Raw genomic sequence first — 25037 nt, 5'->3', positions numbered from 1 at the left:
CAGGATAATAATACGCAGCGATACTATTATTTTGCTCATCAATCACTAAAAACCAGCATTATTACCCGACTCATCCCTGCCAGAAATTAATAACGTCTTCATTGGCAATGTCTAATACCTGCACCTTCTACTTAATTAGAGTTAGCAGTAAGGACGCGTAACCTGTTATCAATCAGACTGATAAAAATATTACGATAAATTATCAGAATCGTCGCTGCTTAAAAATTTCGTTAAAGAAAATAAAAATGACAGATGCCGGTGTTAAGCCTACCATGAGAAAGACCATTATAATATTTACGCTTATTAACCACGCCAGCGGCAGGGTGTTGCAGGCCGCATACTGTACTTTTTGCTGTTAAATTTCGCACCGGAACCAGGCCGGCGCGGAGGAAATTATGCTGATGAATTTCAACGGTGACGACGATCGCCGCGCACGGGCATTGAAGGCGCTGCGCAGTCGCGACGAAAGCCGTGACGACGTATTACAAAACTTTGTTCGGCTGACCAGTCAGGCACTGGGTATTCCAGGTAGCTTTGTCTCCGTTCTGGATGATGAACATCAGTATATCTGCGCCGCCCATAATTTTGCGCTGAAGCACTCGTCCCGTGACGACTCGCTGTGCCGCCACGCCGTGGACAGTGACGGCGCGGTAGTTATCTCCGACACCCTGCTGGATGCGCGTTTTGCCCGCCATCCGCTGATCATCGGTGCCCCTTTTATCCGCTTTTACGCCGGTGTGCCGCTCAGGCATCGCGATGGCTATGTGCTGGGCACGCTGTGCGTCACGGACGTGGCGCCACACGCGTTCAGCGCTGATCAGGTGAAGATATTACAGCTGCTGGCCGATCTGGTGATGTCCTTCCTCGAAGCGTGGCACTGCGCCGGCTTCACCGATCCGGTCACGGCACTGCCTAACCGCCAGCGCCTGATTCGCGACCTGCAGCGGCTGGCCTCCATCGGGGACCGGACGCCGCAGCGGCTGATCCTGATCGACTGCATTGATATGCCGCGCGCCTACGAGCTGGCGCGCTCCATGGGCATGGGGCCGGTGGAAAGCCTGCTGAAGCACGTCACCACGTTACTGCCTTTGCGCCTGCAGCCTGGTGCGGACGACATCATATATACCGTCGCCACCGGGCGTTTTGCGATTCTCACCATGGACAATAGCCCGCTGACCGCCGCATCGGTGGCGGAAAACCTGGCAGGAATCAGCGCGGATTTGGGCGCGGGTATCTCTGTCGCCCTCACCTGCTTTACCGGCGAGGTCATTTTCACGCCAGCAGAACTTCGCGCGCAGGAAGTGCTGCGCCGGGCGGTGAGTGCGCTGCATGAGGCGATTGGCAACCGGGTGCCCGCCATGAGCTTCAGCCTGGTAGCCGATCAGCGCCGCACTCAGGACTTTCTGCTGATGAACGATCTGGCTGCGGCATTGCAACAGGATCAGGGCCTGTGGCTGGCGTTCCAGCCGAAGATCTGCCTGAACAGTGGCCGGCCCGTTGGCCTGGAGGCACTGGTGCGCTGGCGGCATCCGCAGCGCGGCGAACTCGCTCCCGATCTGTTTATCCCGCTGGCGGAACAGACCGAGCTGCTCAGTGCCTTAACCAGCTGGGTGACCGACAAGGCGATCGCCAGGCTAAAACGCCTGCAGCACAGCCCCCTCCAGCTGCCGGTGACCATCAATATCAGCAGTCGCGACTTCTCTGATCCCGGTTTTGCCGATGCGCTGGAAACGAAGATGCTGCAGGCCCGTCTGCCGACCTCGCTGCTGGGCATTGAATGCCTGGAGACCGAGCAGATTATTGACAGCCCCGCTGCGTTACAGGGGCTGGAGATGCTGAAGCTGCGTGGGTTTGGCATCTCGCTGGATGACTTTGGCACTGGCTACAGCAATATCGGCTATCTGCGACGGATGCCGCTGGATGTGATCAAACTTGATCGCGCGCTGATCAGCGAAATCGCCTCAGATACCGCGTCGCGGATTATCGCGCGCAGCATCATTACCATGCTGAAACAGCTGGATTACACCGTACTGGCTGAAGGCGTAGAGAATGTCGACACCGTTGCTGCGCTGGCGGAGTACGGCTGCGATCAGGCGCAGGGTTACTTCTATGCGCGCCCGCTGCCGGAAAGCGAGCTGGATGCGTGGCTGACGCGCCAGCTCGCGGCACAAAGCTGAGTTATGGTTCAGTGTATGCCGGGGAGCGTCTGGAGCAGATTCAGTGGTAATACGATGAGTCTGTTAGCTTAAAGCAGAATGATACTTTAAAGGTGAAACAGAAATACCCGGCTTAGTTTTAGAGAATGCACTTCACGGCCTCGTTATAAACCTCCGCGAGTTCTATTTTACCAACCGATATCACGAAAACCACCACCTTCTCGTCTTTCACCTGATAGACAAGGCGATAACCTTAAGACCTGAGCTTTATTTTGTAGCAGTCAGGCATACCGCGAAGCTTGTTCGCTTCAATACGGGGTGCCTCAAGTACTTCAGCCAGCTTTTTTTTTAATTGTTCACGTACCGTCGAGCCCAGCTTTCGCCATTCCTTTAGTGCCCGCTCGTCAAAATCCAGAAAATAGGCCATCAAAGGTCATCCAGCGTCACACGAACTGGCTTAGGATTGCGAAGCCGCTCTTTCACTATTTCGACCAGCTCAGCATCTTCGTCGCTCAGCAGTGTCTGTTTGAACGGTAAACGTTCATTTTCGGCGATATACTCAAGCATGAGACGAAGCGCTTCAGAGGGAGTCACCCCCATTTTTTCAAGCGCAGCGTAAGAACGTGCTTTGAGTTCATCATCAATACGCAGGTTGATGCTGCCCATGTCCTACACCTCTTGTACATACAAATGTCATTACAAGTATTTCACTCCCTCATGCATATATCAAGTCATGCCCAGCGTTATACGCGCTCTGCAGGTAATGAAATTCACCGCAACACGACTTCTGCCTTAAACGTAGCCCATCAGTTTCAGCATTGACTGCGCCTGGTGCATCGCTTCGGCGCGATGGGTGACGCCCAGCTTCTGGTACAGATTACGGATATGAGTTTTGATGGTGGTCGCCGCGACGTCCAGCTCGCCGGCGATCTGATCGTTGCTGTAGCCGGAATAGATCAGCCCCAGCACCTGCCATTCGCGCTGGGTCAGCGGGCTGGTGCGAATCAGCTCCGGCACATCCGGGTGGTTCAACAGCCGGCTGACGAAGCCCTCATCGAAATGGGCAAACTTATGCCGGTGATACTTATTGATCTCACTGAGAATGCGCCGGGCCCGATGCTGATCGAGTTCGCTCAGCGTATTGAGCTGAATTAACTGGCGCAGCTGCTGCGCCATCATTTCGCCCTCAATCACGAAGTGGCTGACGAAGCCGGTGCTGCGTGCCAGCTTCAGCGCTTCGATCAGCGCCTGCTGCGCCTCCGCTTTGCGCGCGGTTTGCCAGTAGATTTGATTCAGCAGCAGCAGGTTACGGTTTAAATCACTCATCAGCCGCAGCGCATGCGCATTTTCATTCAGCTCATCGAGGATCACTTCGGCCTGGCTGAGATTGCCCAGCAGAATCTGCGCCCGCGCCACATTGCGCCACTGGCCCTGCAAAAAATGATTGTTGGCAAAGGCGGGTTTATCGGTATGGCGCATCCAGTGGCTGGCGCTCTGCGCATCGCCCGTCATCTGCCAGTAGATCAGCCGCACTTTGTCGGCGTTGGCAATCCAGTCGCTGTGCAGCACGCCGTTATTCATCAGGTTTTCCAGCCGGCTGAGATAGCTGCGCGCATTATCCAGATTGCCGCGTGCCAGCGAGCACTGAATCAATAGCCCAAGGCACTGGATTTGCTGCTGGGGCGGATAGCCTTTCAGGACTTTGATGCCCGCGCGCGCGGCGTGTTCGGCCTCATCCAGCCGGCCCCACGCCCACATCAGCTGCGCACGAATGCGCAGTAAAAACTCGTGCAGCGGGATGTTCGCCAGATGCTGTTCACCCACCAGCACAAACGCTTTTTCCTGAATCTCCCACGCTGACTGTAAAAATCCCTGCGCGAACAGGATTTCGCTCTGCTGAATCAAACTCCACAGCGCGTAGTGCCAGGCTTCATCGCGGCGCGCCATCTGTTCGGTTTGCCGCATCAGCGCCAGCGAGTTGGTCAGATCGCCTTTGCAATGCATCACTTCGCCGTGCACTGAAGTGGCCACAATGCGGCTGTAGCGACGCGTTTCCGGCAGCGTTTCCAGCGCCAGCCGTGCCAGCCGCTCTGCTTCGTCGGCGTTGCCGTGATTAATGGCTACCTGCGCGCGCACCGCATTGAATTCACCCTGCAGCGCGGCGTCAATTTCGCAGTCGCAGCCTTCCTCAAAGCGTGCCAGCAGCCGGTTAACTTCGGAAAATCGATGCTGGCTCTGCATCAGCCACGCCTGCAGAAGTACCAGTTTCGGGCTGGTCAGCAGCGTGCGCCACGGCAGCGCATTCAGCGACTGCTCCAGCAGCGCCAGTTCGCTGCGGTTGAACAGCGTCCACGCATGCTGCAGCAGCACGTCGCGCAGCATATCAGTATCGCCGGACGCCAGCGCGTGATGAATCGCCTCGCCGGGAAAACCCTGCGCCATCCAGCTTTGCGCAGCCGCGCGGTGAATGGCCGGTAGCTCGCTGGCCAGCTCCCATTCGCAGCGCTGACGCAAAAAGCTGCCGAACAGCGGGTGATAGCTGAACCACTGCCCTGAATCATCCATGCGCTGAATAAACAGTCCCTGACGTTCAATTTCTTCCAGCCGCATGCGCCCGTTGTCTTCACCGGTCACGCAGGCGACCAGCGCATCATTCATCGACTGCAATAACGCGCTTTTCAGCAAAAAATGGCGCGTGGCGGCATCGACGTTATCCAGCACTTCCTCGACCAGATAATCGGAAAGGTGGCTGGCATTAATACCGGAGAGCCGGCGAGCGGAGTCCTGCGCCGATGCCGCGCCCTGACGGGTGGACAGTGCGATCAGCTGTAACGCGGTCGCCCAACCTGCTACATCATCACACAGACGGTTGCTCTCATCCGGCGCGAGCGGCGCACTCAGGCGGCAGTCGAAGAACTGTTTCGCCTCCTGATGGGTGAAGGCCAGCTGCTGGCTGCCCAGCTCCAGCAGTTGTTCACGCACGCGCAGATTAGCAATACCCAACTGCGGCAGATTGCGGGACAGCACTACCAGCGTCAGGTTATCCGGCTGATGGCGCAGGAAAAAGCGCATCGCTTCATGCACGGCAGGATTGGTGATGTGATGATAATCATCGATGATCAGCCACAGCGGCTGCTGCCACGCGGCCAGCTCATTAAACAGCTGGGCGAACAGCGCATTGAGGTTCACGTACTGACGCTTTTGCGCCAGCGTCTCGCTGCGGCTGCATGCGCCGCGGGTAGCCTGCTGCAGCGCGGCGATCAGGTAATCGGCGAAGCGCTCCGGCTGATTGTCGCCCTCGTCTAATGAATACCAGCCCAGCTCGCTTTTATCAGCCGCCCACTGCGATACCAGCGTGGTTTTGCCGTAGCCCGCCGGGCTGGCAATCAGCACCAGCCGGTAATTCGCCGCTGCGCTGAGCTTTTGCAGCAGACGATCGCGGGTAACCGTGCTTTCAGGACGAACGGGACGACTCAGTTTTGAGGGTATCAACATGGGCGCACGCTTCTCCGTTAACGTTCAGCGCATCATTTTTTTACGCTTCGTAATTAATAGTCATACACGTTCGGAGATTCGGTTACTGAATGCAAGCGAACTGATTAGTTACGCTTTACAAAAGCGAGTGTTATCACACTCCTGCCGCGCTTTCAGATTTACCTCAGCCTCTCCACCCTCCCTGTCCTCCCCGTGGAATTTTCTACAGGAGGAGGTAGCCGCCTGGCGGCAGCGTCACACTGCCTGTAACCCTATTTATTCGACTGGAGTTTCCCTATGGCACTGCCCACATTTGACCCTGACCGTTTTTCTGCCGCGCTGGTGCGCCAGTGGCAACGTTTTGGCCTGCCGGATGCGCAGGAAATGAGCCCCGACCAGTGGTGGCACGCGCTGAGCGGCGCGCTGGCCGAACTGCTGGCGGATATACCGGTGCAGCCGGCCGCTGGCGGACAGCGCCACGTTAATTATCTGTCAATGGAGTTTCTGCTGGGCAGGCTGACCGGCAACAATCTGCTGAATCTCGGCTGGTACGACGGCGTTAAAGCGACGCTGGCCGCAGCAGGCGTGACGCTGAGTGACGTGCTGGAGCGTGAAACCGATCCGGCACTGGGCAACGGCGGTCTGGGACGGCTGGCCGCCTGTTTTCTCGATGCGATGGCGACCACCGGCCAGCCTGCGCTCGGCTATGGCCTGAACTACCAGTACGGTCTGTTTCGCCAGCATTTTGTCGGGGGCGCGCAGCACGAACAGCCGGATGACTGGCAGCGCGATCGTTATCCCTGGTTTCGCCACAACGCGGCGCTTGACGTGCAGGTCGGACTGGGCGGCAGCGTGACCACCATTGACGGCGTGGCGCACTGGCAGCCTGCTTTTGTTGTGCAGGGTGAAGCCTGGGATCTGCCGGTGGTCGGTTTCCGCAACGGCATCACGCAGCCCTTGCGTCTGTGGCAGGCAAAGCATGCCCGACCGTTTGATCTCCAGCGTTTCAATAACGGCGATTTTCTGCGTGCAGAACAGCAAGGCATTGAGGCGGAAAAACTGACCAAAGTGCTCTACCCGAATGACAACCATCAGGCAGGCAAAAAGCTGCGTCTGATGCAGCAGTATTTCCAGTGTGCCTGTACGCTGGCGGATATTCTGCGCCGTCATCAGGCGGCGGGACGATCCATCGAAACGTTAGCGGATTATGAAGTGATCCAGCTGAACGATACGCATCCGACGCTGGCCATCCCGGAGCTGTTGCGCCTGCTGCTGGATGAGCACCGGCTCAGCTGGCAGGACGCATGGCGCATTACCCAGCGCACCTTCGCCTATACCAACCACACGCTGATGCCGGAAGCGCTGGAGTGCTGGAACCTGCGCCTGGTGCGCAGCCTGCTGCCGCGCCATCTGATGATCATCAATACGCTCAATGCGCAGCTAAAACAGCAGGTTGAGGCGCGCTGGCCGGGTAATCAGGCGATCTGGTCAAAACTGGCGCTGGTGCACGATCAGCAACTGCGCATGGCAAATCTGTGCGTGGTCGGCAGCTTTGCAGTCAACGGCGTGGCGGCGCTGCACTCGCGGCTGGTGGTACAGGACCTGTTCCCCGAGTATCACGCGCTGTGGCCGGAGAAGTTTCACAATGTCACCAACGGCATCACGCCGCGTCGCTGGATCAACCAGTGCAATCCGGCGCTGGCGGCGCTGATCAACAAAACGCTGCAGCGTCCGTGGCTTAACGATCTCGATGCGCTGCAGGATCTGACGCCATTCGCCGATGACGCCGCCTTCCGCGCCGAATATCGCGCCATTAAGCAGCACAACAAGCAGGCACTGACAGAGTGGATCGCCGCCCGAACCGGCATTGCGGTGCAGCCTGATGCGCTGTTTGACGTCCAAATCAAGCGGCTGCACGAATACAAACGGCAGCACCTGATGCTGCTGCACATGATTGCGCTGTGGCAAACGCTGGTCAGCGATCCGCAGGCCAATCTGGCTCCGCGCGTGATGCTGTTTGGTGCCAAAGCGGCGCCGGGTTATGCGCTGGCGAAAAACATCATTTACGCCATCAATAAAGTAGCAGAGACCATTAACCACGATGCGCGCGTCGGCGACCGGCTGAAAATTGTCTTTATCCCTGATTACAACGTGTCGGTTGCCGAGCGCCTGATCCCGGCCGCCGATCTCTCGGAACAGATCTCTACTGCGGGCAAAGAAGCATCCGGTACCGGCAATATGAAGCTGGCGCTGAACGGTGCACTCACCATCGGTACGCTGGATGGGGCCAACGTTGAAATCGCGCAGCAGGTCGGTGAAGAGAATATCTTCATCTTTGGCCATACCGTAGAGCAGGTCAGCGCGCTGAAACAGGCCGGTTACTCGCCATTGAACTGGCGCAGTAAGGACGCGCAGCTGGATCGCGCGCTGACCGCGCTGGAAGATGGCACCTTCAGTAACGGCGACCGCACGGCGTTCAGCGATCTGGTCAACAGCCTGGGCGCGCAAGGCGGCGATCCTTATCTGGTACTGGCTGATTTTCGCCACTATCTCAACGCGCAGCAGCAGGTTGAAGCGCTGTGGGCCGATCCTGAGGCCTGGACGCGCGCCGCAATCCTCAATACCGCGCGTTGCGGCATGTTCAGTGCCGATCGCGCCATTCGTGACTATCAGCAACGTATCTGGCAGGCCAGCCGCTAAGGAACGCCATGAAACCCAAAGATGCTCTTGATCGCCGTGCTGACGCGCTTATTGCTGCGGAATATATTGATGCGCACGGAAAACCGCAGCAGATTTCTGCTCTTACCCATCAGCGTCTCGCTGCGCTGATGCAGGCCCCTGCGAACGGCTCCGCACCGCTGCCGCCGGTGGTGATTTTTTATGTCGGACAGCCACTGAGTCTGGCACCGGTGCTCAGCGCCGACGCGGAATGGCAGCTGACGAGCGAAAGCGGCGAAAACTGGTCCGGGCGCTGCCAGCCGGGTGAAGCGTTGGTGTTGCCCGCGTTGCCCGCCGGTTATCACCAGCTGACATTGACCCAGGAGTTACAGTGTCACTATTGCCCGATTATAGTGGCACCCCGCCGCTGCTACGAACCTGCGGAACTGCTGGCGGGCGAATCGCTGTGGGGCAGCTGTATTCAGCTGTATACGCTGCGCTCTGCGGCTAACTGGGGCATCGGGGATTTCGGCGATCTGCGGCAGATGATCGCTGAAACCGCGCGGCGCGGCGGCGCGTTTGTCGGGCTCAATCCGCTGCACGCGCTGTTTCCTGCCGCACCGGAGAGCGCCAGCCCTTACAGTCCCTCTTCCCGGCGCTGGCTCAACATCCTCTATATCGACGTAAGCGCCGTGGCAGATTTTGGCCTCAGCGACGCGGCGCAGGCCTGGTGGCAAGCTGAGAAGACGCAGCAGGCGCTCCGGTCAGCGCGAGACGCCGCGTGGGTGGATTACACTGCCGTCACCGGGCTTAAGTTGCAGGGACTACGGCTTGCCTGGCAGCAGTTTCGCCGGCGCACGGCAGATGATGGACAGGCGCAGGCGTTTGCGGAGTTTGTGCGTGCCGGGGGCGACAGCCTGCTGCATCAGGGGCTGTTTGATGCGCTGCACGCGGCGCGCAGCGCCCAGGATGGCACGGGTTATGGCTGGCAACACTGGCCGGGCGAATGGCAGCAGGCGAACAGTGCGGCAGTGCTGGCGTTCCGCATCGAGCACAGCGACGAGGTGCGTTTCTACATGTGGCTGCAGTGGCTGGCGGCAGAGCAATTCGCCGCCTGCTGGCAGCTGTGTCAGCAGCAGCAGATGGCGATCGGGCTGTATCGCGACCTGGCGGTGGGCGTGGCGGCGGATGGCGCGGAAACCTGGCGCGATCGGCAGCTTTACTGCCTGGACGCCAGCATTGGCGCGCCGCCGGATATCCTCGGTCCGCTCGGTCAGAACTGGGGATTGCCGCCGATGGACCCGCAGGTGATGGCCGCGCGCGGCTATGAACCGTGGATCGACCTGCTGCGCGCCAGCATGCGCGACTGCGGCGCGCTGCGCATCGACCATGTGATGGCGCTGCTGCGTTTATGGTGGATACCGAAGGACGAAAGCGCGGCGCACGGTGCCTATGTGCACTATCCGGTGGATGATTTGCTGGCGATTCTGGCACTGGAGAGCCAGCGCCATCGTTGCATGGTGATTGGCGAGGATCTGGGCACCGTGCCGGAAGCCATCGTTGATAAACTGCGCGACGCCGGTGTGTACTCCTACAAAGTGCTCTACTTTGAGCAGGAATCGCAGCGCCACTTCCGCGCGCCAGCGACGTGGCCGCGTCAGGCGATGGCAGTTACCACCACCCATGATATGCCGACGCTGCGCGGCTGGTGGCAAAGTGACGATTTGCGGCTGGGCAGTGCGCTGGGACTGTACCCCGATCGGGCGATTCTCGCTGGCCTGTATCGCGATCGGCGCCTGGCTAAACAGGCGTTGCTGCGTACGCTGTTGCGCAGCGGTGACCTGCCGCCGCGCCGCCGCTTCCGGCGGGCCAGCGTGCGCATGAGTCATCAGCTTAGTCAGGCGATCCATCGCTATCTGGCCCGCAGCCAGTGTGCGCTGCTCGGTTTGCAGCCGGAAGAGTGGCTGGATATGGCACTGCCGGTCAACGTGCCGGGCACCGTCGATCAGTATCCCAACTGGCGACGTAAACTCAGCGTAACGCTGGAAGCGATAGCGGAGGATGACAGAATCGATGCGTTGCTGACGGCGGTACATTCACGCCAGCGTCAGCGTAAGTAGCACGAAACCGGCCTGCTGCGTGCAGGTCGGAGTGCCATAAAAAAGGTGCGCCTAAGCGCACCAGGTGGGGCAACTCAGCACTGTCGGGGCAGTTTCACCCCTTGCCTTTAACACTGCTGATAAAGGTTTGCCGCGCCGATGTCGATCCCAGACGCTCCGCTTCATCCAGCAGCTTCAGCGCTTTATCGATATTGCCCTGTTGCACCGCCTGACGAATGCTCTGATTGAAATAGCTTTCCGTCTGATTCACCAGCGGTGCCGGTTCAGGCGCTGGCGCGCGCGCCGTCGTGGCGGCCATGGCCGGCCGGGTGCTGCCAACGGTGACAGCGGCAGGCGCGGCTGAGCCAAACAGCGGGCCGACCAGAATCGACGAGCCGGAACTGGTTGCTACTTTCAGTTTGATTTTGCCGTCGCGACTGTGACGCGCCACCGGATCGGGAATATCCGGTACCGCATGGCCGGTGCCTTTGGCATAAGCTTTGGCCGGATCCAGCAGCGTCGTGGTCTGGGTTAAATCCTGGTCGGTGGTGAACACCAGCAAATAGATCTTCTGCTGGCCCGGCACCGGCGTCAGCTTCATCACCCCTTCCAGCCGATCGGCGCTCATCACGCCGGGCTGCTGATAGCTAAAGAAGCGGCTCGGAAACCACGCGGCCGGCTGCAGGTTTTCATCCAGTACCAGCACATTTGGCGCAAAGACCTGATTGTGTACCACCTCGCTGCTTAGCGTAACCGTCAGCTCGCCCTGATTGGCAGGAAGGCTGTAAGCCGCAATGGCCCCCGTGACGCCACGTACATCCAGCGGCGTTGCGCTTTGTGTCAGCGTGGTGGTTTGTGCACGTGAAGCATCCACCGGCTGCCAGCTCAGCTGCTGCAGCCGCGCGGTGGGAATGGACGGCGCCGCGGAAAGATCCTGCGGCACCAGATTGATGTCGGCCTGAACTGGCATAATGACGCCGGTCAGCAGCGCGCTGCTCAGGCAGAAGGCGATAAGATGTTTTTTCATTGTGATATCCCAACAAGCTGTCAGGCAGCGGCGTGGGCCAGGCAATGGCTGCCGCTGTCCGAAAACGCCGTGCGTCTGGCGCACGGCGGGTGTTTGCTTAACCTGCGTAGCGCCTTACCACCAGATTTCCATCTGTGCGCCAAAGGTCCACTCATCGTTGTCGCCACGGCTGTTGGTGAACAGACCGTTGCCGCTGCTGTCCGCTGCGGCCAGCGACGTGATATCGCCGGAGGCGTCTTTGCTGTAGCCCCACTTCTCATCCCATTTGGCATAGGTAGCGAACAGGCGCAGCGCCGGACGTGACCAGATGCTGTCGCCAGCCTGCCACTGCTGCGCCAGGGTAATTTTGTACTGGCCGTTGCGTTCGCTGACCTGCTGTGACTTAACGTTGTCATAGCCGACTTCCAGCAGGGTGCTCATGATCGGCGTCCATTTGTACATAGGACGTACGCCGACGGTGTACCACTCGGTTCCGCGGTTGTTATCCAGATCGACGTTCTGGTACATCGCCACGTACATCAGATCCCAGCGATCGGCCAGCGAGATCGCACCGTGATCGAGGATGCGGTACATATTGCCGTTGTTATTGATGTTGCTGCCCTGCGGCAGGCCTTTGCCCTGCGAGGTCAGCGCATCAGTGGCGTACTGCAGCACAAACTTGTTGTAGCCTTTCAGCATGCTCTGCGTGTGTTCCGCGGTGAACATCCAGCCATCTTTCGACGCGCCGTCGTCTAAGCGATAGCCGTCACGCGCGTTGGCGCGGCCATAGTCGACACCCAGTTCCAGCACGCCATTGGGGTTAGTTTCCAGGCCGGCGAGACGCACATCAAAAACGTCATTGGCGGTACTGGTGGCGTAATCACGAATCTGGTCACTGGAGAAAGTGTAAGAGCCGCCCGCTTCGGAAGAGCGCGTCGCAGCGAACGAGAGCTTACCAAACCCGAGATCGACATCTTCCAGACCGGCACCCGGACCGGAGATATCCCAGTAGTAGAAGTCGATCATGTGAACATCGTGACGCTGATAAAAGCGTTTACCGGCCCAGATGGTGGAACCCGGCAGCGCATCGATCAGGTTTTTTCCTTTCACGTTGGCTTCACGGAAGGCCGGTGAGGTCGCTTCCCAGTCATTCTGCTGGGAAACGGAATAGGCGACGTTGGTATCGAAATAGAAACTTTTATCGCCCTCTTTCCACACTTCCTGGCCCAGTTTTAATTCAGCATAGGTTTCACATTCGTTGCCCAGACGGTATTTGCTTTGTGCGCCGGTAGCCTGAAAGCACTGTTGCTCGCCGCCGCTGCCGGTCCAGCCGATACCCGAACGGGCGTAACCCGTAAAATCGACCGCCATGGCTTGAGCGGAGAGCGTACCCGCTGCGATGGCAATCGCGACGGGAAGTTTGCGCAGAGTTAACATTTTCTATCTCCTGAGGTCATTGCTTTTATTGTTTTGCAGGGCTAAACACCGGGCTCCTGATGCAGCCTGCGGCAGGCGCTCCCATCCTCGCGGAACAGGTGACAACGCTCCGGCGGCAGGCCAATACCCATCAGGGCGCCCTCTTCTACCAGCACCACGTCCTCCTGGCGATACACCAGGTTCTGACGAATGGCGGGGATCTGGATATGGATTTGCGTCTCGTGGCCGAGCTGCTCAACCACCTGCACTTCGCCCTCCAGCGTGACATCGGCGATGTCGCTGGAGAGCAGATGTTCCGGACGAATACCCAGCGACATGTTGCTGCCGACCTGGACGCCGGCGCTCTCCACCGGCAGCCATACAAGCTGATCGTTGGGCAAACGCACCTGCACCTGATCGATGGCGGTGGCGGTCACTTTGACGGGCAGAAAATTCATGCGCGGCGAGCCGATAAAACCGGCAACGAAGCGGTTAGCGGGATAGTGATAGAGTTCGAGCGGCTTACCGACCTGGGCGATGCGACCGGCGTCCAGCACCACGATCTTGTCGGCCAGCGTCATCGCTTCGATTTGATCGTGCGTAACGTAAATCATGGTGCGCTTCAGGCGTTTATGCAGGCGTGAGATTTCAATGCGCATCTGTACGCGCAGCGCGGCATCAAGATTGGACAATGGCTCGTCGAGCAGAAACACACGCGGTTCGGCCACCAGCGTACGCCCGATGGCCACGCGCTGCCGCTGTCCGCCTGACAGCGCTTTGGGTCGCCGTTCCAGCAGGTGCGCCAGCTGTAACACCTCCGCCACCTGATTGACGCGCTGCTGGATTTCAGCGCGCTTTACGCCAGCCAGCTTCAGGCCAAACGACATGTTTTCGGCCACCGAAAGGTGGGGATAAAGGGCGTAAGACTGAAACACCATGCCGATACCGCGCTCAGCGGGCGGAACATCGTTCATACGCTGACCGCCAATCAGCAGATCGCCGCGGGTGATGGTTTCCAGGCCGGCGATCATGCGCAGCAGCGTTGATTTGCCGCAGCCGGATGGACCGACGAACACTACAAATTCCCCTTCGCCGATCTCCAGATTGATGTCTTTTGATACCTCGGTATCGCCCCAGGCCTTGGTGACATGGTGTAACGCAACGCTCGCCATGATGCTTTCCTCTTCGCAGGCTCATGCTTGCCTGCAGCACCGCAGGCAGACTCCGGCGACCACTATGGGCAGGCGCAGACGGCGCAACATCCTCCACCGTGTGGGTTTTTACTGGGGGATGAGGCGGGAGGAGGAGTACGCGCACGCCAGCTGCGCCGGCGCGACGTTCACGGCAATTTTGTGAGCTGTCACGCAGAGCTGACGCGTCAATAGTGTGCGCCAGCGCGTATTAAGGCGCGATTTTGCAAGCGCGATCACGGCTTAGTGCCGTTGGGCGTAGAGCGCAGGAGGATGAGGAAATGGCATAACGCCGCACAATGATGCCACTGATGATTTCCGTTTCCGCTTACAGGATGGAGTTATGACAATGAAAACCGGCGCACGCGTTCTGGCCCTTTCCGCCCTTACGGCCGTACTGTTTTCGGCTTCGGCCGTGGCCAAAATTGAAGAAGGTAAACTGGTCATCTGGATCAACGGTGATAAGGGCTATAACGGCCTCGCCGAGGTAGGCAAAAAATTCGAGCAGGACACCGGTATCAGCGTGACGGTCGAACACCCGGACAAAATGGAAGAGAAATACCCGCAGGTTGCCGCCACGGGTGACGGTCCGGACATCATCTTCTGGGCGCACGATCGCTTTGGCGGCTATGCCCAGTCAGGGCTGCTGGCCGAAGTCACGCCGGATCAAAACTTCCAGCAAAAGCTGTTTCCGTTTACCTGGGATGCAGTGCGCTTCAACGGCAAGCTGATTGGCTATCCGGTGTCTGTGGAGTCGCTGTCGCTGATTTACAACAAAGATCTGCTGCCCACCCCACCGAAAAGCTGGGAAGAGATGGCGGCGCTGGATAAGCAGCTGCGCGCCAAAGGCAAGAGCGCCATCATGTTTAACCTGCAGGAACCCTATTTCACCTGGCCGCTGCTGGCCGCCGGTGGCGCCTATGCTTTCAAAAAGACCGATAGCGGCTATGACGTGAAAGATACCGGCGTCGACAATGCCGGCGCGAAAGCAGGCATGCAGTTCCTCGTCGATCAGGTGAAAGCCAAAATCCTTAATGCCGATACCGACTATTCGATTGCCGAAGCGGCCTTCAATAAAGGCCAAACCGCGATGACGATTAACGGTCCGTGGGCGTGGAGCAATATCGACAAAAGCGGCATCAACTACGGCGTCACGCTGTTGCCGACGCTGAACGGCAAGCCGACCAAAACTTTTGTCGGCGTACTGAGCGCGGGCATCAACGCGGCCAGTCCCAATAAGGAACTGGCCAAAGAGTTTCTGGAAAATTACCTGCTGACCGACGCCGGTCTCAACGCGGTTAACAAGGATAAGCCGCTGGGCGCGGTCACCCTGAAGTCATTCCAGCAAACGCTGGAGAAAGACGCGCGCATCGCCGCCACCATGAGCAATGCGCGTAATGGCGACATCATGCCTAACATCCCGCAGATGGCGGCCTTCTGGTATGCGATGCGCACCGCGACGCTGAATGCGCTGAGTGGTCGTCAAAACGTCGATGCGGCGCTGAAGGATGCGCAGGCGCGTCTCAATAAGTAATGCTGTTACGGAGCCGACAGCTGTCGGCTCGCCACTGGCTGTTAAGGAACACCGTATCATGTCAGGAATACCGCAAAAGAGACGGCACAGCCTGGTGCTGCGCAGCCTGCTGGTCGGGATCGGCTGTCTGCTGGTCGGCTACCTTCTGGTGCTGATGTATGCTCAGGGTGAATACCTGTTTGCGCTGGTCACGCTGGTAGTCAGCGCGGCAGGCCTGTGGATTTACACCAACCGGCGCGCCTATGCCTGGCGCTATGTGTATCCGGGACTGGCCGGCATGGCGCTGTTTGTGCTGTTTCCACTGGCCTGTACCGTCGCCATTGCCTTCACCAACTACAGCAGCACCAATCAGCTCAGTGAGGCGCGCGCGCAGCAGGTGCTGCTGAGTCGACAGTATCAGGCCGGGGACGCGATGAACTTCGCGCTCTATCCGCAGGGCGATCGCTGGCAGCTGGCGCTCAGCACGGGCGAAAACAGCTTCCTGTCTGTGCCGTTTACGCTGGGTGGGGAACAGCAGCTCAGCCTCACGCCAGCCGCGCTGCCCGCCACCGCGCGCGCCAGCTTAAAAATCATCACCCAAAACCGTCAGGCGCTGGGTCAGTTAACTGCCCGGCTGCCGGACGGTCGCGAGCTGGTGATGAGTTCGCTACGCCAGTTTTCCGGCACGCGGCCGCTGTATGTGCTGGACGCACCGGGACAGCTGAGAAATCAGCAAAACGGCGCTCGCTATCAGGCTAACCGGGACACGGGGTTCTATCAGCAGATCAATGCAGATGGCAGCTGGGCCAGCGAACAGCTCAGCCCTGGCTTTACCGTTAGCGCGGGCTGGAAAAACTTTGCCCGCGTGTTCACCGATGAAGGCATTCAGAAACCGTTCCTGGCAATATTTGGCTGGACGCTGCTGTTTTCGCTGTTGACCGTGCTGCTGACGGTCGCGGTGGGCATGGTGCTGGCGTGTCTGGTGCAGTGGGAAGCGCTGCGGGGCAAGGCCATCTATCGTGTGATGCTGATTCTTCCCTACGCGGTACCGGCATTCATTTCGATACTGATTTTCAAGGGGCTGTTTAACCAGAGTTTTGGCGAAATCAACGTCATGCTCAATGCGCTGTTTGGCTTCAAGCCAGCGTGGTTCAGCGATCCGACGCTGGCTCGCGCCATGCTGGTGATCGTCAATACCTGGCTGGGTTATCCCTACATGATGATCCTGTGCATGGGCTTGCTCAAGGCGATCCCGGACGATCTTTATGAAGCGTCCGCGATGGATGGCGCCGGGCCGCTGCAGAATTTCTTTTTGATTACGCTGCCGCTGCTGCTGAAACCGCTACTGCCGCTGATGATCGCCAGCTTTGCTTTTAACTTCAACAACTTCGTGCTGGTGCAGCTGCTGACTAATGGTGGCCCCGATCGACTCGGCACCACTACGCCGGCGGGCTACACCGATCTGCTGGTCAACTACACCTGGCGCATCGCCTTTGAGGGCGGCGGCGGTCAGGACTTCGGCCTGGCGGCAGCCATCGCCACGCTGATCTTCCTGCTGGTCGGTGCGCTGGCGGTGATTAACCTGAAAGCGCTACGCATGAAGTTTGATTAAGGAGGCGTTATGGCCATGGTACAACCGAAATCGCAGCAGCTGCGTCTGCTGCTGACGCACCTGCTGCTGCTGCTGTTTATCGCGGCAATCCTGTTCCCGCTGCTGATGGTGATTGCCATCTCGCTGCGCAGCGGCAATTTTGCCACCGGCAGTCTGATCCCGGAACAGATTTCCTGGGAACACTGGCGGCTGGCGCTAGGATTCAGCGTTACTCATGCCGATGGTCGCGTGACGCCACCGCCCTTCCCGGTGCTGCTGTGGCTGTGGAATTCGGTGAAGATCGCCGCAATCAGCGCACTGGGGATTGTGGCGCTCTCGACCACCTGCGCCTACGCGTTTGCTCGCATGCGCTTCGCCGGTCGAGCCAGTTTGCTAAAGGGCATGCTGATTTTTCAGATGTTCCCGGCGGTGCTGTCGCTGGTGGCGCTTTATGCGCTGTTTGACCGGCTGGGGCAATATCTGCCGTTTCTCGGCCTCAATACCCACGGCGGCGTGATCTTCGCCTATCTGGGCGGCATCGCGCTGCACGTCTGGACCATTAAGGGCTATTTCGAAACCATTGATGGTTCGCTGGAGGAAGCGGCGGCGCTGGATGGTGCCACGCCGTGGCAGGCGTTTCGTCTGGTGTTGCTGCCGCTTTCGGTGCCGATCCTCGCGGTGGTGTTTATCCTGGCGTTTATCGCTGCGGTCACCGAAGTACCGGTCGCCTCGCTGCTGCTGCGCGACGTCAACAGCTATACCCTCGCGGTCGGGATGCAGCAGTATCTCAATCCGCAGAACTATCTGTGGGGCGATTTCGCCGCGGCGGCCGTGCTGTCCGCCATTCCCATCACGCTGGTATTTTTACTGGCACAGCGCTGGCTGGTGAGCGGCCTGACGGCGGGCGGCGTAAAAGGTTGAAGATTCATCAGTACCACTGCTTCCTCAACGGCAACCACCTGTTGAGGTTTTGGCGGCCAATGGCCGCCGTTTTTATTGCAGGCATAAAAAAAGTGGGGCACCGTGGCCCCACTTTGTTGGTTTACTGCGCTGGGTTATTCCGGCAGTGCGTAAACCACCACCTGATCGCCCACCTGATCCTTCAGGATGGTGTTACCACCGGCGACAAAGGCAACATACTGCCGGCCTTTGTATTCATACACCGACGGGTTGGCAACCGCGGGCGCTTCGACCTGATCGGACCACAGCTCTTCGCCGTTATCCAGTGAATAGGCGCGTACTTTGGCATCCATTGAGGCACCGATAAAGATCACGCCGCCGGCGGTGACTGCCGGACCGCCAATGGTTGGCGAGCCCCAGCTTTCCGGCATGAAGAAGCCGTACTGCTGCGACGCGCCGACCGGACGACGCCATTTCACATCACCGGTGTGCATATCGAGCGCCACGATCTCGCCAAACGGAGGCTGCCAGCACGGCATGCCGAGCCAGTTATTCGCCACCATCAGGCGCAGGCCGTAAGGCGCGCCTTCCTGCGGGGCGAAACCACTCTCGTTACCCGAGCCGTTATCGGCCTTGTCGTAATCGGCGCGGCTGTACAGCTTCACGTATTGCACGATGTGCGAAGTATTCACGATGGCGATCTGTTTTTGCGGATCGAACGCCACGCCGCCCCACTGCACGCCGCCCGCGCTGTCCGGATAGGTCAGTGCGCCTTCGCCTTTGGTGGTCGGCGGCGTGTACATGCCGTCATAGCTCAGTTTATCCCACAGGCGTGAGCACTGACCGGCACCAACAATATCAGCCAGTTTCCAGATTGCCGGTTTTTTGGACTGATCCAGCAGCGGTGCCGGTTTGGTCGGAAACGGCTGGGTCGGCGACAGTTTCTCGCCCTGCACCGAACCATCGCCCTGCGGCACCGGACGCTCCTCAATCGGCCAGACATCTTCACCGGTCAGGCGATTGACCACAAACAGGAAGCCCTGCTTGGTGGCCTGAATCAGCGCCGGAATCTGCTTGCCGTTCACGGTAATGTCCATCAGCGTCGGTGCTGAGTTGATGTCGTAATCCCACACATCATGATGCACCCACTGTCGCGACCACACCACTTTGCCGGTACTCACATCCAGCGCAGTCGTGGAGGTGCCGAGCGGAATTGGATCGACGCGGTTGCCGCCCCAGTAGTTTGGCGAAGGTGATGACACTGGCAGATAAACCAGGCCATGCGCTTCATCGGCCGACATGTGGGTCCAGACGTTAGCCGTGCCGGTGCGCGGGCGAATGCTGGCCGGGATGGCGTCAAAGGTCCATTCACGTGCCCCGGTCTGCGCGTTGATTGAAAACACCGTGCCCGGCGGCGCTTCTGCGTAAGCCCAGTCTTTGCCCGCCCAGCCAACGATCAGGTGATCACCCACCACCGTCGGCGGCTGGAGCAGAGACAGCGGGAATTTAGCGTTAACCGTATTCCACTGGTTGACGTTGAGCACACCTTTATCTGCAAAGTTTTCGCACAGCTTGCCGGAATCGGCATCCAGTGCGTACAGCTTGCCGTCAACGGTGCCCATATAAACGATTTTCTGGCAGGCCTGACCCGCCTGCGGATTTTTCGCCTGCCAGTAAGAGACGCCACGATTTTTCAGTACCGGCTGGGTCAGCGCCTGACGTGGCGATTTAGTATCGTAGTGCCACTTCTCCTTGCCGGTGCCCGGATCCAGCGCAATCAGCCGATCAAATGGCGTACCGATGTACAGCGTATCGTTGGCAAAAATTGGCGTGGCGGACCAGACGGTCGCCGGCGTGTCGCCCTTGCCATCCGAAACGTCACCGGTGTGAAACTCCCAGATTTTTTTCAGCTTGCTGACGTTGTCAGCGGTGATTTGTTTCAGCGGGCTGTATTTCTGCGCGTTGAGCTGGCCGTGAAAACTGTCCCACGTCGCCGTGGAGGGCACCAGCGGCGTGGCCGGCTGGCTGGCGGAGGCCACTTTCTCGCCGTCGCGCTTGCCGCTGGAGACATCATCGGTGGCGTGCGTGGTGCCGGGCGCCTGCTGATCGGCCGCATCCACGTTGAGTTTCTCCTGCGTACCCATCGACGCCTCAGCGGCTTTATCTTCGGCGCGTAGCGTGGCAGGTGCCATCAGCAGCGCCAGGGCGGTCATGCCGACTTTGAGCAGCGGAATGTATTTTTCATTATGCACGGTTAGCTCCTTGTGCAGTGGCGTGGCGAACGCGATGCGCCGGGTTGCGCGCCAGCATAATCAGACCCATCAGCCCGATGACCATTGCCAGTGTAATGATCCCCTGATGCAGCAGCGCGGCAGCAAAACCGATCGCGCATAACAGCAGCAGCGTAATGACTATCAGGAAAATACGACCGGTACGGCCGGTGGCCGCGCGCAGCAGGAAGGTCAGCACCGCCAGAACGACGCTGGCAATAGCGACGCCCAGCGCGCCAATGGTGCCGGTGACACCGGTGAGTGGCGTGAGCCAGGCATACAGCGCGACGGCAAAGCCGATGAGTGCCGCCAGCAGCAGCAGTAAACTGCCCAAACGGGAGGATTGAGATTGCAACATACCAGGAAGTCCCTTGAGGATGAAAGCACGGAAAACAGCGTGTACTGATGAGTCAATGCGGCTGTTGTTCACACAGGCTGGTTGAATTAACGTCAGCGCAGCGTGAAAAGCAGCGGCATATATCACTTCGCGTTGCTGAGTATAGACGATGATATTCAGGCTGCCCGCCGGATTAGAGGCAGAGAATGAATCCGGTATAAATGGGGGATTTATGACCGTCGCCGCCGGGTGTTTTACAGGATTATTTAGCGAGGCCAGCGAGTCAGGCAGGGAAGTTAATTACAAACGCTCAGTCCGCAGGATATTTAAACCCTGCGGACTGAGTAAGAGACCAATAAGGCGTTACGTGTTAGCCCAGCAGTTCTTTACGCACAATTTCTGCACCGGCACTTAATGCCTGCAGCTTGCCGTAAGCCACATGACGTGACAGTGGCGTCATGCCACAGTTGGTGCTTGGATAAAGTTTATCGGCATCAACAAACTGCAGCGCTTTACGCAGCGTGGCAGCCACTTCTTCCGGTGTTTCGATGGTGTTGGTGGCGACGTCAATCGCGCCAACCATGACTTTTTTACCACGAATCAGTTCAATCAAATCCATCGGCACGCGTGAGTTCTGACACTCAAGCGATACAATATCAATGCCGGAACTCTGCAGTTTCGGGAAGATCTCTTCATACTGACGCCACTCGGTACCCAGCGTTTTCTTCCAGTCGGTGTTGGCTTTGATGCCGTAGCCGTAGCAAATATGCACCGCGGTCTCACATTTAAGCCCTTCGATGGCGCGTTCTAAGGCGGCAATGCCCCAGTCATTCACCTCGTCGAAAAAGACGTTAAAGGCGGGTTCGTCAAACTGAATAATATCAACGCCAGCGGCTTCTAATTCGCGCGCTTCCTGGTTGAGAATTTTAGCGAATTCCCAGGCCAGCTTCTCACGGCTTTTATAGTGATCGTCATACAGCGTGTCGATCATGGTCATCGGGCCAGGCAACGCCCATTTGATTGGACGCTGCGTCAGCTGACGCAGGTATTTGGCATCATCGACAAAGACCGGTTTCTGCCGGCTCACTTCGCCCACCACGCCGGGTACGCTGGCATCATAACGATTACGGATGCGCACCGTTTTGCGATTTTCAAAGTCAACGCCGTTAAGGTGTTCGATAAAGGTGGTGACGAAGTGCTGGCGCGTTTGCTCGCCGTCGCTGACGATATCAATACCGGCCTGCTGCTGGTCGTCCAGACATAAACGCAGCGCATCCTGTTTGCCCTGAATCAGCTCATCGCCCTGCAATTTCCACGGCGACCATAATGTTTCCGGCTGCGCCAGCCAGGAGGGTTTCGGTAAGCTGCCAGCCGTTGACGTCGGTAATAATGTTTTCATTAATCAATAACCTTATTTATTCGTTAATCAAAGAGCGAAATGATCAGACCACTGTTTCAGAATGCTGTGGTAAGGCTTAATAAACTGCTCTTCGGTAAATTTACCCTGCTCAATCGCCAGGCGGGTACGCTCTTCGCGATCGTAAACAATTTTGGTCAGCGAGTGATCCTGATGATACAGGTCTGGCTGATATTCAATGCCCGCCGGTGAGTTCGCATTGTAAATCTCCGGGCGGTAAATCTTCTGGAAGGTTTCCATGGTACTGATGGTGCTGATCAACTCCAGGTTACTGTAATCACTGAGCAAATCACCGGCGAAGTAGAAGGCGAACGGCGCCACGCTGCTGGCCGGCATGAAATAGCGCGCTCTGAGTCCCATTTTGGCAAAATAGAGATCGGTCAATGAAGATTCATTTTGCTGATACTCAATGCCCAGCACCGGATGCTGATTACCGGTACGACGGTAAATATTTTTGCTGGAGACGCTGAGGCAAATGACCGGCGCTTTGCGGAAGTTGGCTTTATACGTCTCTGAGTTGACAAAATGGCGGAAAATATTGCCGTGCAGCACGCCGAAGTCATCCGGAATACTGAAACCAGAACGGCCTTTATTATGCTCGGACAGCAGAACGCTGAAATCATAATCACGCACGTATGAAGAGAAGTTGTTGCCGGTGATCCCTTCAATGCGCTCACTGGTTTTTTTATCAACAATATTCGTCTTCAGGATCTCAATCGCCGGAAAGCTTTTACCCTCGCCGCCAGCACCCAGATTCATCTCTACAGAAATGATATCCAGTTCAACCGCATAGCGATCGCCTTTTGGGTTGTCCCAGTTCGCCAGCGAATTGAAACGGTTGTTCATCATGATCAGCGCGTTGCGCAGATTCTCTTCACGATTGCTGCCGCGCGCCAGGTTGGCAAAATTGGTGGTAATGCGCGTATCTTTGGAGGGATTGTAATTCTCATCGAAGCGCGTGCTTTTTATACTAAAGGTAAAATCATTTTTCATCGCGAGCGGGCATCCTGATTTCTGCTTGCAACCTGACGCTGTTCTCTCCTTTGCAGGATTTCCCAAATCGTTTACAGGTTTGCAAATTCAGCAGTGGTCATATTGTCGAAAATATTTAACATGACCTTAGTTATGCCAGAGTCCCTGCGTGAGGAAAAGTGATTAAATTTCAAAGCAAGATGAGCTAACTTCATGTTGCCTGCACCAGCCTCGCGTTGAAGTAAAGTAGGTCGCGCTTGCGCAAAAAACCTGCAAAATCAGGCGCTAATCTGAACCATTGAGCTGGCAACCCTTAGCCTGTCAGCTGACGGCGCGTTTGTCAGTTGAAAAAACTTCACCATCAGCGTTTTCCATCCCCCTTTAGCGCTGTCCATCCAGATTTTCAGCGGTTAGAATGGCTGACTTCATATAATTTGCATTATATGAAGTCAGGATCCGCAGGATCATCACCTTTGGTTAACATGATGCAGTGTGTCTGCGCCACGCCGTGCCTAAAAAACCGGCACCGCTACGTTAAATCTGGCGGGTGATGACCCTGCTACATGCACAGAATTCACGTAGCGACGTCATAAACTAATGAGTAAAACGGACACTCTGCCCGGTATTACCGCCAGCCCGGCTCTGATGAACAGTATTGATGAGGATATTGCTGAACGCCTGAAAGCGTTTGTTAGTGATAAAGAAGCGTTTTCTGACAATACGTGGCGACAGTTGCTGAGCGTTATGCGCATCGGCAGCCGCTGGGCGACTGAACATGGCCGGCAATTTTTGCCGATGGAGCCTGCCGATCTGCGTGATTACCTGCTGTGGCTTCAGGCATCGGGACGCGCCTCTTCTACCATCGCGACTCATGCGGCATTAATTTCCATGTTACACCGTAACGCCGGTCTGGTGCCGCCCAATGTTTCGCCGCTGGTGTTCCGGGCCATGAAAAAAATCAATCGCAGCGCGGTGATAGCCGGTGAACGTGCCGGTCAGGCCATCCCCTTTCGCATTCGCGATTTGCTTACGCTGGACCAACGCTGGGCGGGCTCTGACCGCCTGCAACAGCAGCGCGATCTGGCATTTTTGCATGTGGCTTACGCCACGCTGTTGCGCATCAGTGAACTGAGCCGCCTGCGGGTGCGTGACATTTCGCGCTCGGCCGATGGCCGTATCATTCTCGATGTCGCCTGGACCAAAACCATTGTGATGACCGGAGGACTAATTAAGGCTCTCGGCGATCTCTCATCACAACGGCTGACCGAGTGGCTGGTGGCATCCGGGCTGATCGCTGAACCCGACGCGTTCATTTTTGGCCCGGTGCACCGCGCCAACCAGGCGCAGATTGTCTGCGATAAACCGCTCTCGACCCGCGCGCTGGAGGATATTTTCGTCCGTGCGTGGCGTGAAGCGGGACCGGGCACCGGCTTGCAACCCAATAAGAATCGCTATCGCGGCTGGTCGGGACATAGCACCCGTGTCGGTGCCGCCATTGATATGGCCAGCAATAAGTACAGCACCGCGCAGATCATGCAGGAAGGCACCTGGAAGAAGCCGGAAACGGTGATGCGCTATATTCGCCACGTTGATGCCCATGCCGGGGCGATGATCGACCTGATGCAACAACATCTGTGAATTAATATCTGTAAGCCCTGGCGCTGGGAAATGCTGGCAGTGTGCTAAGTGGTGCTATCAGGTGCGCCCCAGACACCGGGACTGAAAGTGGTTATGAACGCAGTTATTGGGGGCTGACGCTCGGTGGAACGAAAACTCATGTTAAGCAATGTTTTCTTCCTCTGACGCCGCTTTTAATGGCCGCAGATGTCCTTTTGTCACCAGTTCTGCCTGTATGAAGGAATAATGGCCGAGCATATTGATATGCCCGTTGCAAAGCGGTGAGATGCGTGCGATATTTTCATCATTCAGCATTTCCCCCTGTGCCCGGAGATGATCCAGGGCTGCCTGCATATAAATAATATTCCCTAACACGACGGCGTTAGTGACCAGTCCCAGTGCGCCCAATTGATCTTCCTGT

General features: G+C 57.6%; 17 protein-coding genes and 1 pseudogene. 7 read left to right on the top strand and 11 right to left on the bottom strand.

Annotation, left to right across the window (positions count from 1 at the left end; genetic code table 11):
- Positions 1 to 395: 395 nt before the first annotated feature.
- On the top strand, positions 396 to 2177 hold the full coding sequence (locus tag QMM04_RS09955) for a sensor domain-containing phosphodiesterase (RefSeq protein WP_282996098.1): 1782 nt from the start codon (positions 396 to 398) through the stop codon (positions 2175 to 2177).
- A gap of 118 nt (positions 2178 to 2295) precedes the next feature.
- On the opposite strand, the pseudogene QMM04_RS09950 reads toward QMM04_RS09955, so the two are convergent.
- The 3 genes and pseudogenes from QMM04_RS09950 to malT all read right to left on the bottom strand — a co-directional run bounded on the left by QMM04_RS09950 (position 2296) and on the right by malT (position 5651).
- Positions 2296 to 2583 (bottom strand): annotated as a pseudogene (locus QMM04_RS09950) (type II toxin-antitoxin system RelE/ParE family toxin).
- Positions 2583 to 2822 (bottom strand): type II toxin-antitoxin system antitoxin RelB, encoded by a 240-nt coding sequence (relB, locus tag QMM04_RS09945; protein WP_058759167.1) that lies wholly within the window; start codon positions 2820 to 2822, stop codon positions 2583 to 2585. The pseudogene QMM04_RS09950 and the gene relB overlap by 1 nt, the downstream one beginning before the upstream one ends.
- 126 nt (positions 2823 to 2948) lie before the next feature.
- Positions 2949 to 5651, bottom strand: a complete 2703-nt coding sequence (gene malT, locus QMM04_RS09940) for an HTH-type transcriptional regulator MalT (protein ID WP_282996097.1) — start codon at positions 5649 to 5651, stop codon at positions 2949 to 2951.
- A 276-nt stretch (positions 5652 to 5927) separates the two neighbouring features.
- On the opposite strand from malT, the gene malP reads away from it, so the two are divergent.
- Together malP and malQ are read left to right on the top strand one after the other, a co-directional pair.
- A complete protein-coding gene (gene malP / locus QMM04_RS09935) occupies positions 5928 to 8330 on the top strand; it encodes a maltodextrin phosphorylase (RefSeq protein WP_058781475.1) in 2403 nt (800 codons plus the stop codon).
- 8 nt (positions 8331 to 8338) lie between these two features.
- Entirely contained in the window at positions 8339 to 10408 is a 2070-nt protein-coding gene (gene malQ, locus QMM04_RS09930; protein ID WP_282996096.1) for a 4-alpha-glucanotransferase, read from the top strand.
- A 94-nt stretch (positions 10409 to 10502) separates the two neighbouring features.
- Here the strand turns inward: malQ and malM are convergent, their stop codons facing one another.
- The 3 genes from malM to malK form a co-directional block, all read right to left on the bottom strand.
- Complete coding sequence (gene malM / locus QMM04_RS09925) at positions 10503 to 11420, bottom strand: maltose operon protein MalM (protein WP_282996099.1); 918 nt, start codon at positions 11418 to 11420, stop codon at positions 10503 to 10505.
- 108 nt (positions 11421 to 11528) lie between these two features.
- Positions 11529 to 12830: a maltoporin gene (locus tag QMM04_RS09920; protein ID WP_058759162.1), complete on the bottom strand. Its 1302-nt coding sequence runs from the start codon at positions 12828 to 12830 to the stop codon at positions 11529 to 11531.
- A 41-nt stretch (positions 12831 to 12871) separates the two neighbouring features.
- Complete coding sequence (gene malK, locus QMM04_RS09915) at positions 12872 to 13981, bottom strand: maltose/maltodextrin ABC transporter ATP-binding protein MalK (RefSeq protein ID WP_058770170.1); 1110 nt, start codon at positions 13979 to 13981, stop codon at positions 12872 to 12874.
- 361 nt (positions 13982 to 14342) lie between these two features.
- Here malK and malE point away from each other — a divergent pair, with 361 nt between their 5' ends.
- From malE to malG, 3 genes are read left to right on the top strand one after another with little or no spacing between them, the layout of a single operon-like run.
- Positions 14343 to 15533: a maltose/maltodextrin ABC transporter substrate-binding protein MalE gene (gene malE / locus QMM04_RS09910; RefSeq protein ID WP_031280090.1), complete on the top strand. Its 1191-nt coding sequence runs from the start codon at positions 14343 to 14345 to the stop codon at positions 15531 to 15533.
- A gap of 58 nt (positions 15534 to 15591) precedes the next feature.
- Complete coding sequence (gene malF, locus QMM04_RS09905) at positions 15592 to 17124, top strand: maltose ABC transporter permease MalF (RefSeq protein WP_282996095.1); 1533 nt, start codon at positions 15592 to 15594, stop codon at positions 17122 to 17124.
- Positions 17125 to 17133: 9 nt separating this feature from the next.
- Positions 17134 to 18024, top strand: coding sequence for a maltose ABC transporter permease MalG (gene malG, locus QMM04_RS09900; protein WP_282996094.1), 891 nt, complete (start codon positions 17134 to 17136; stop codon positions 18022 to 18024).
- 134 nt (positions 18025 to 18158) lie between these two features.
- Here the strand turns inward: malG and QMM04_RS09895 are convergent, their stop codons facing one another.
- The 4 genes from QMM04_RS09895 to QMM04_RS09880 form a co-directional block, all read right to left on the bottom strand.
- Positions 18159 to 20255 carry a pyrroloquinoline quinone-dependent dehydrogenase gene (locus QMM04_RS09895; RefSeq protein ID WP_058776342.1) on the bottom strand — a complete coding sequence of 699 codons (2097 nt, stop codon included), beginning with the start codon at positions 20253 to 20255 and terminating at the stop codon, positions 18159 to 18161.
- On the bottom strand, positions 20248 to 20631 hold the full coding sequence (locus QMM04_RS09890; RefSeq protein WP_058776343.1) for a hypothetical protein: 384 nt from the start codon (positions 20629 to 20631) through the stop codon (positions 20248 to 20250). The genes QMM04_RS09895 and QMM04_RS09890 overlap by 8 nt, the downstream gene beginning before the upstream one ends.
- 349 nt (positions 20632 to 20980) lie before the next feature.
- The gene (locus QMM04_RS09885) at positions 20981 to 22009 is read right to left on the bottom strand and encodes a methionine synthase (RefSeq protein ID WP_104093276.1); all 1029 of its coding nucleotides are present in this window, start codon (positions 22007 to 22009) and stop codon (positions 20981 to 20983) included.
- Positions 22010 to 22036: 27 nt separating this feature from the next.
- The gene (locus QMM04_RS09880) at positions 22037 to 23020 is read right to left on the bottom strand and encodes a DUF1852 domain-containing protein (RefSeq protein ID WP_058759157.1); all 984 of its coding nucleotides are present in this window, start codon (positions 23018 to 23020) and stop codon (positions 22037 to 22039) included.
- A gap of 624 nt (positions 23021 to 23644) precedes the next feature.
- Between QMM04_RS09880 and QMM04_RS09875 the strand changes: the two genes are divergently transcribed.
- Positions 23645 to 24637, top strand: a complete 993-nt coding sequence (locus tag QMM04_RS09875) for a tyrosine-type recombinase/integrase (RefSeq protein WP_233209816.1) — start codon at positions 23645 to 23647, stop codon at positions 24635 to 24637.
- 141 nt (positions 24638 to 24778) lie between these two features.
- On the opposite strand, the gene QMM04_RS09870 is transcribed toward QMM04_RS09875, so the two are convergent.
- Positions 24779 to 25037: Tn3 family transposase (locus tag QMM04_RS09870; RefSeq protein ID WP_282996093.1), on the bottom strand; the 259-nt coding region annotated here is incomplete at its 5' end.

The sequence above is a fragment of the Pantoea sp. Pa-EAmG genome (assembly GCF_030024295.1).
Classification (GTDB): Bacteria; Pseudomonadota; Gammaproteobacteria; order Enterobacterales; family Enterobacteriaceae; genus Pantoea; species Pantoea dispersa.
The sequence above is the reverse complement of the archived record's forward strand: the minus strand, read 5'-3'. Positions and strand labels throughout refer to the sequence as shown.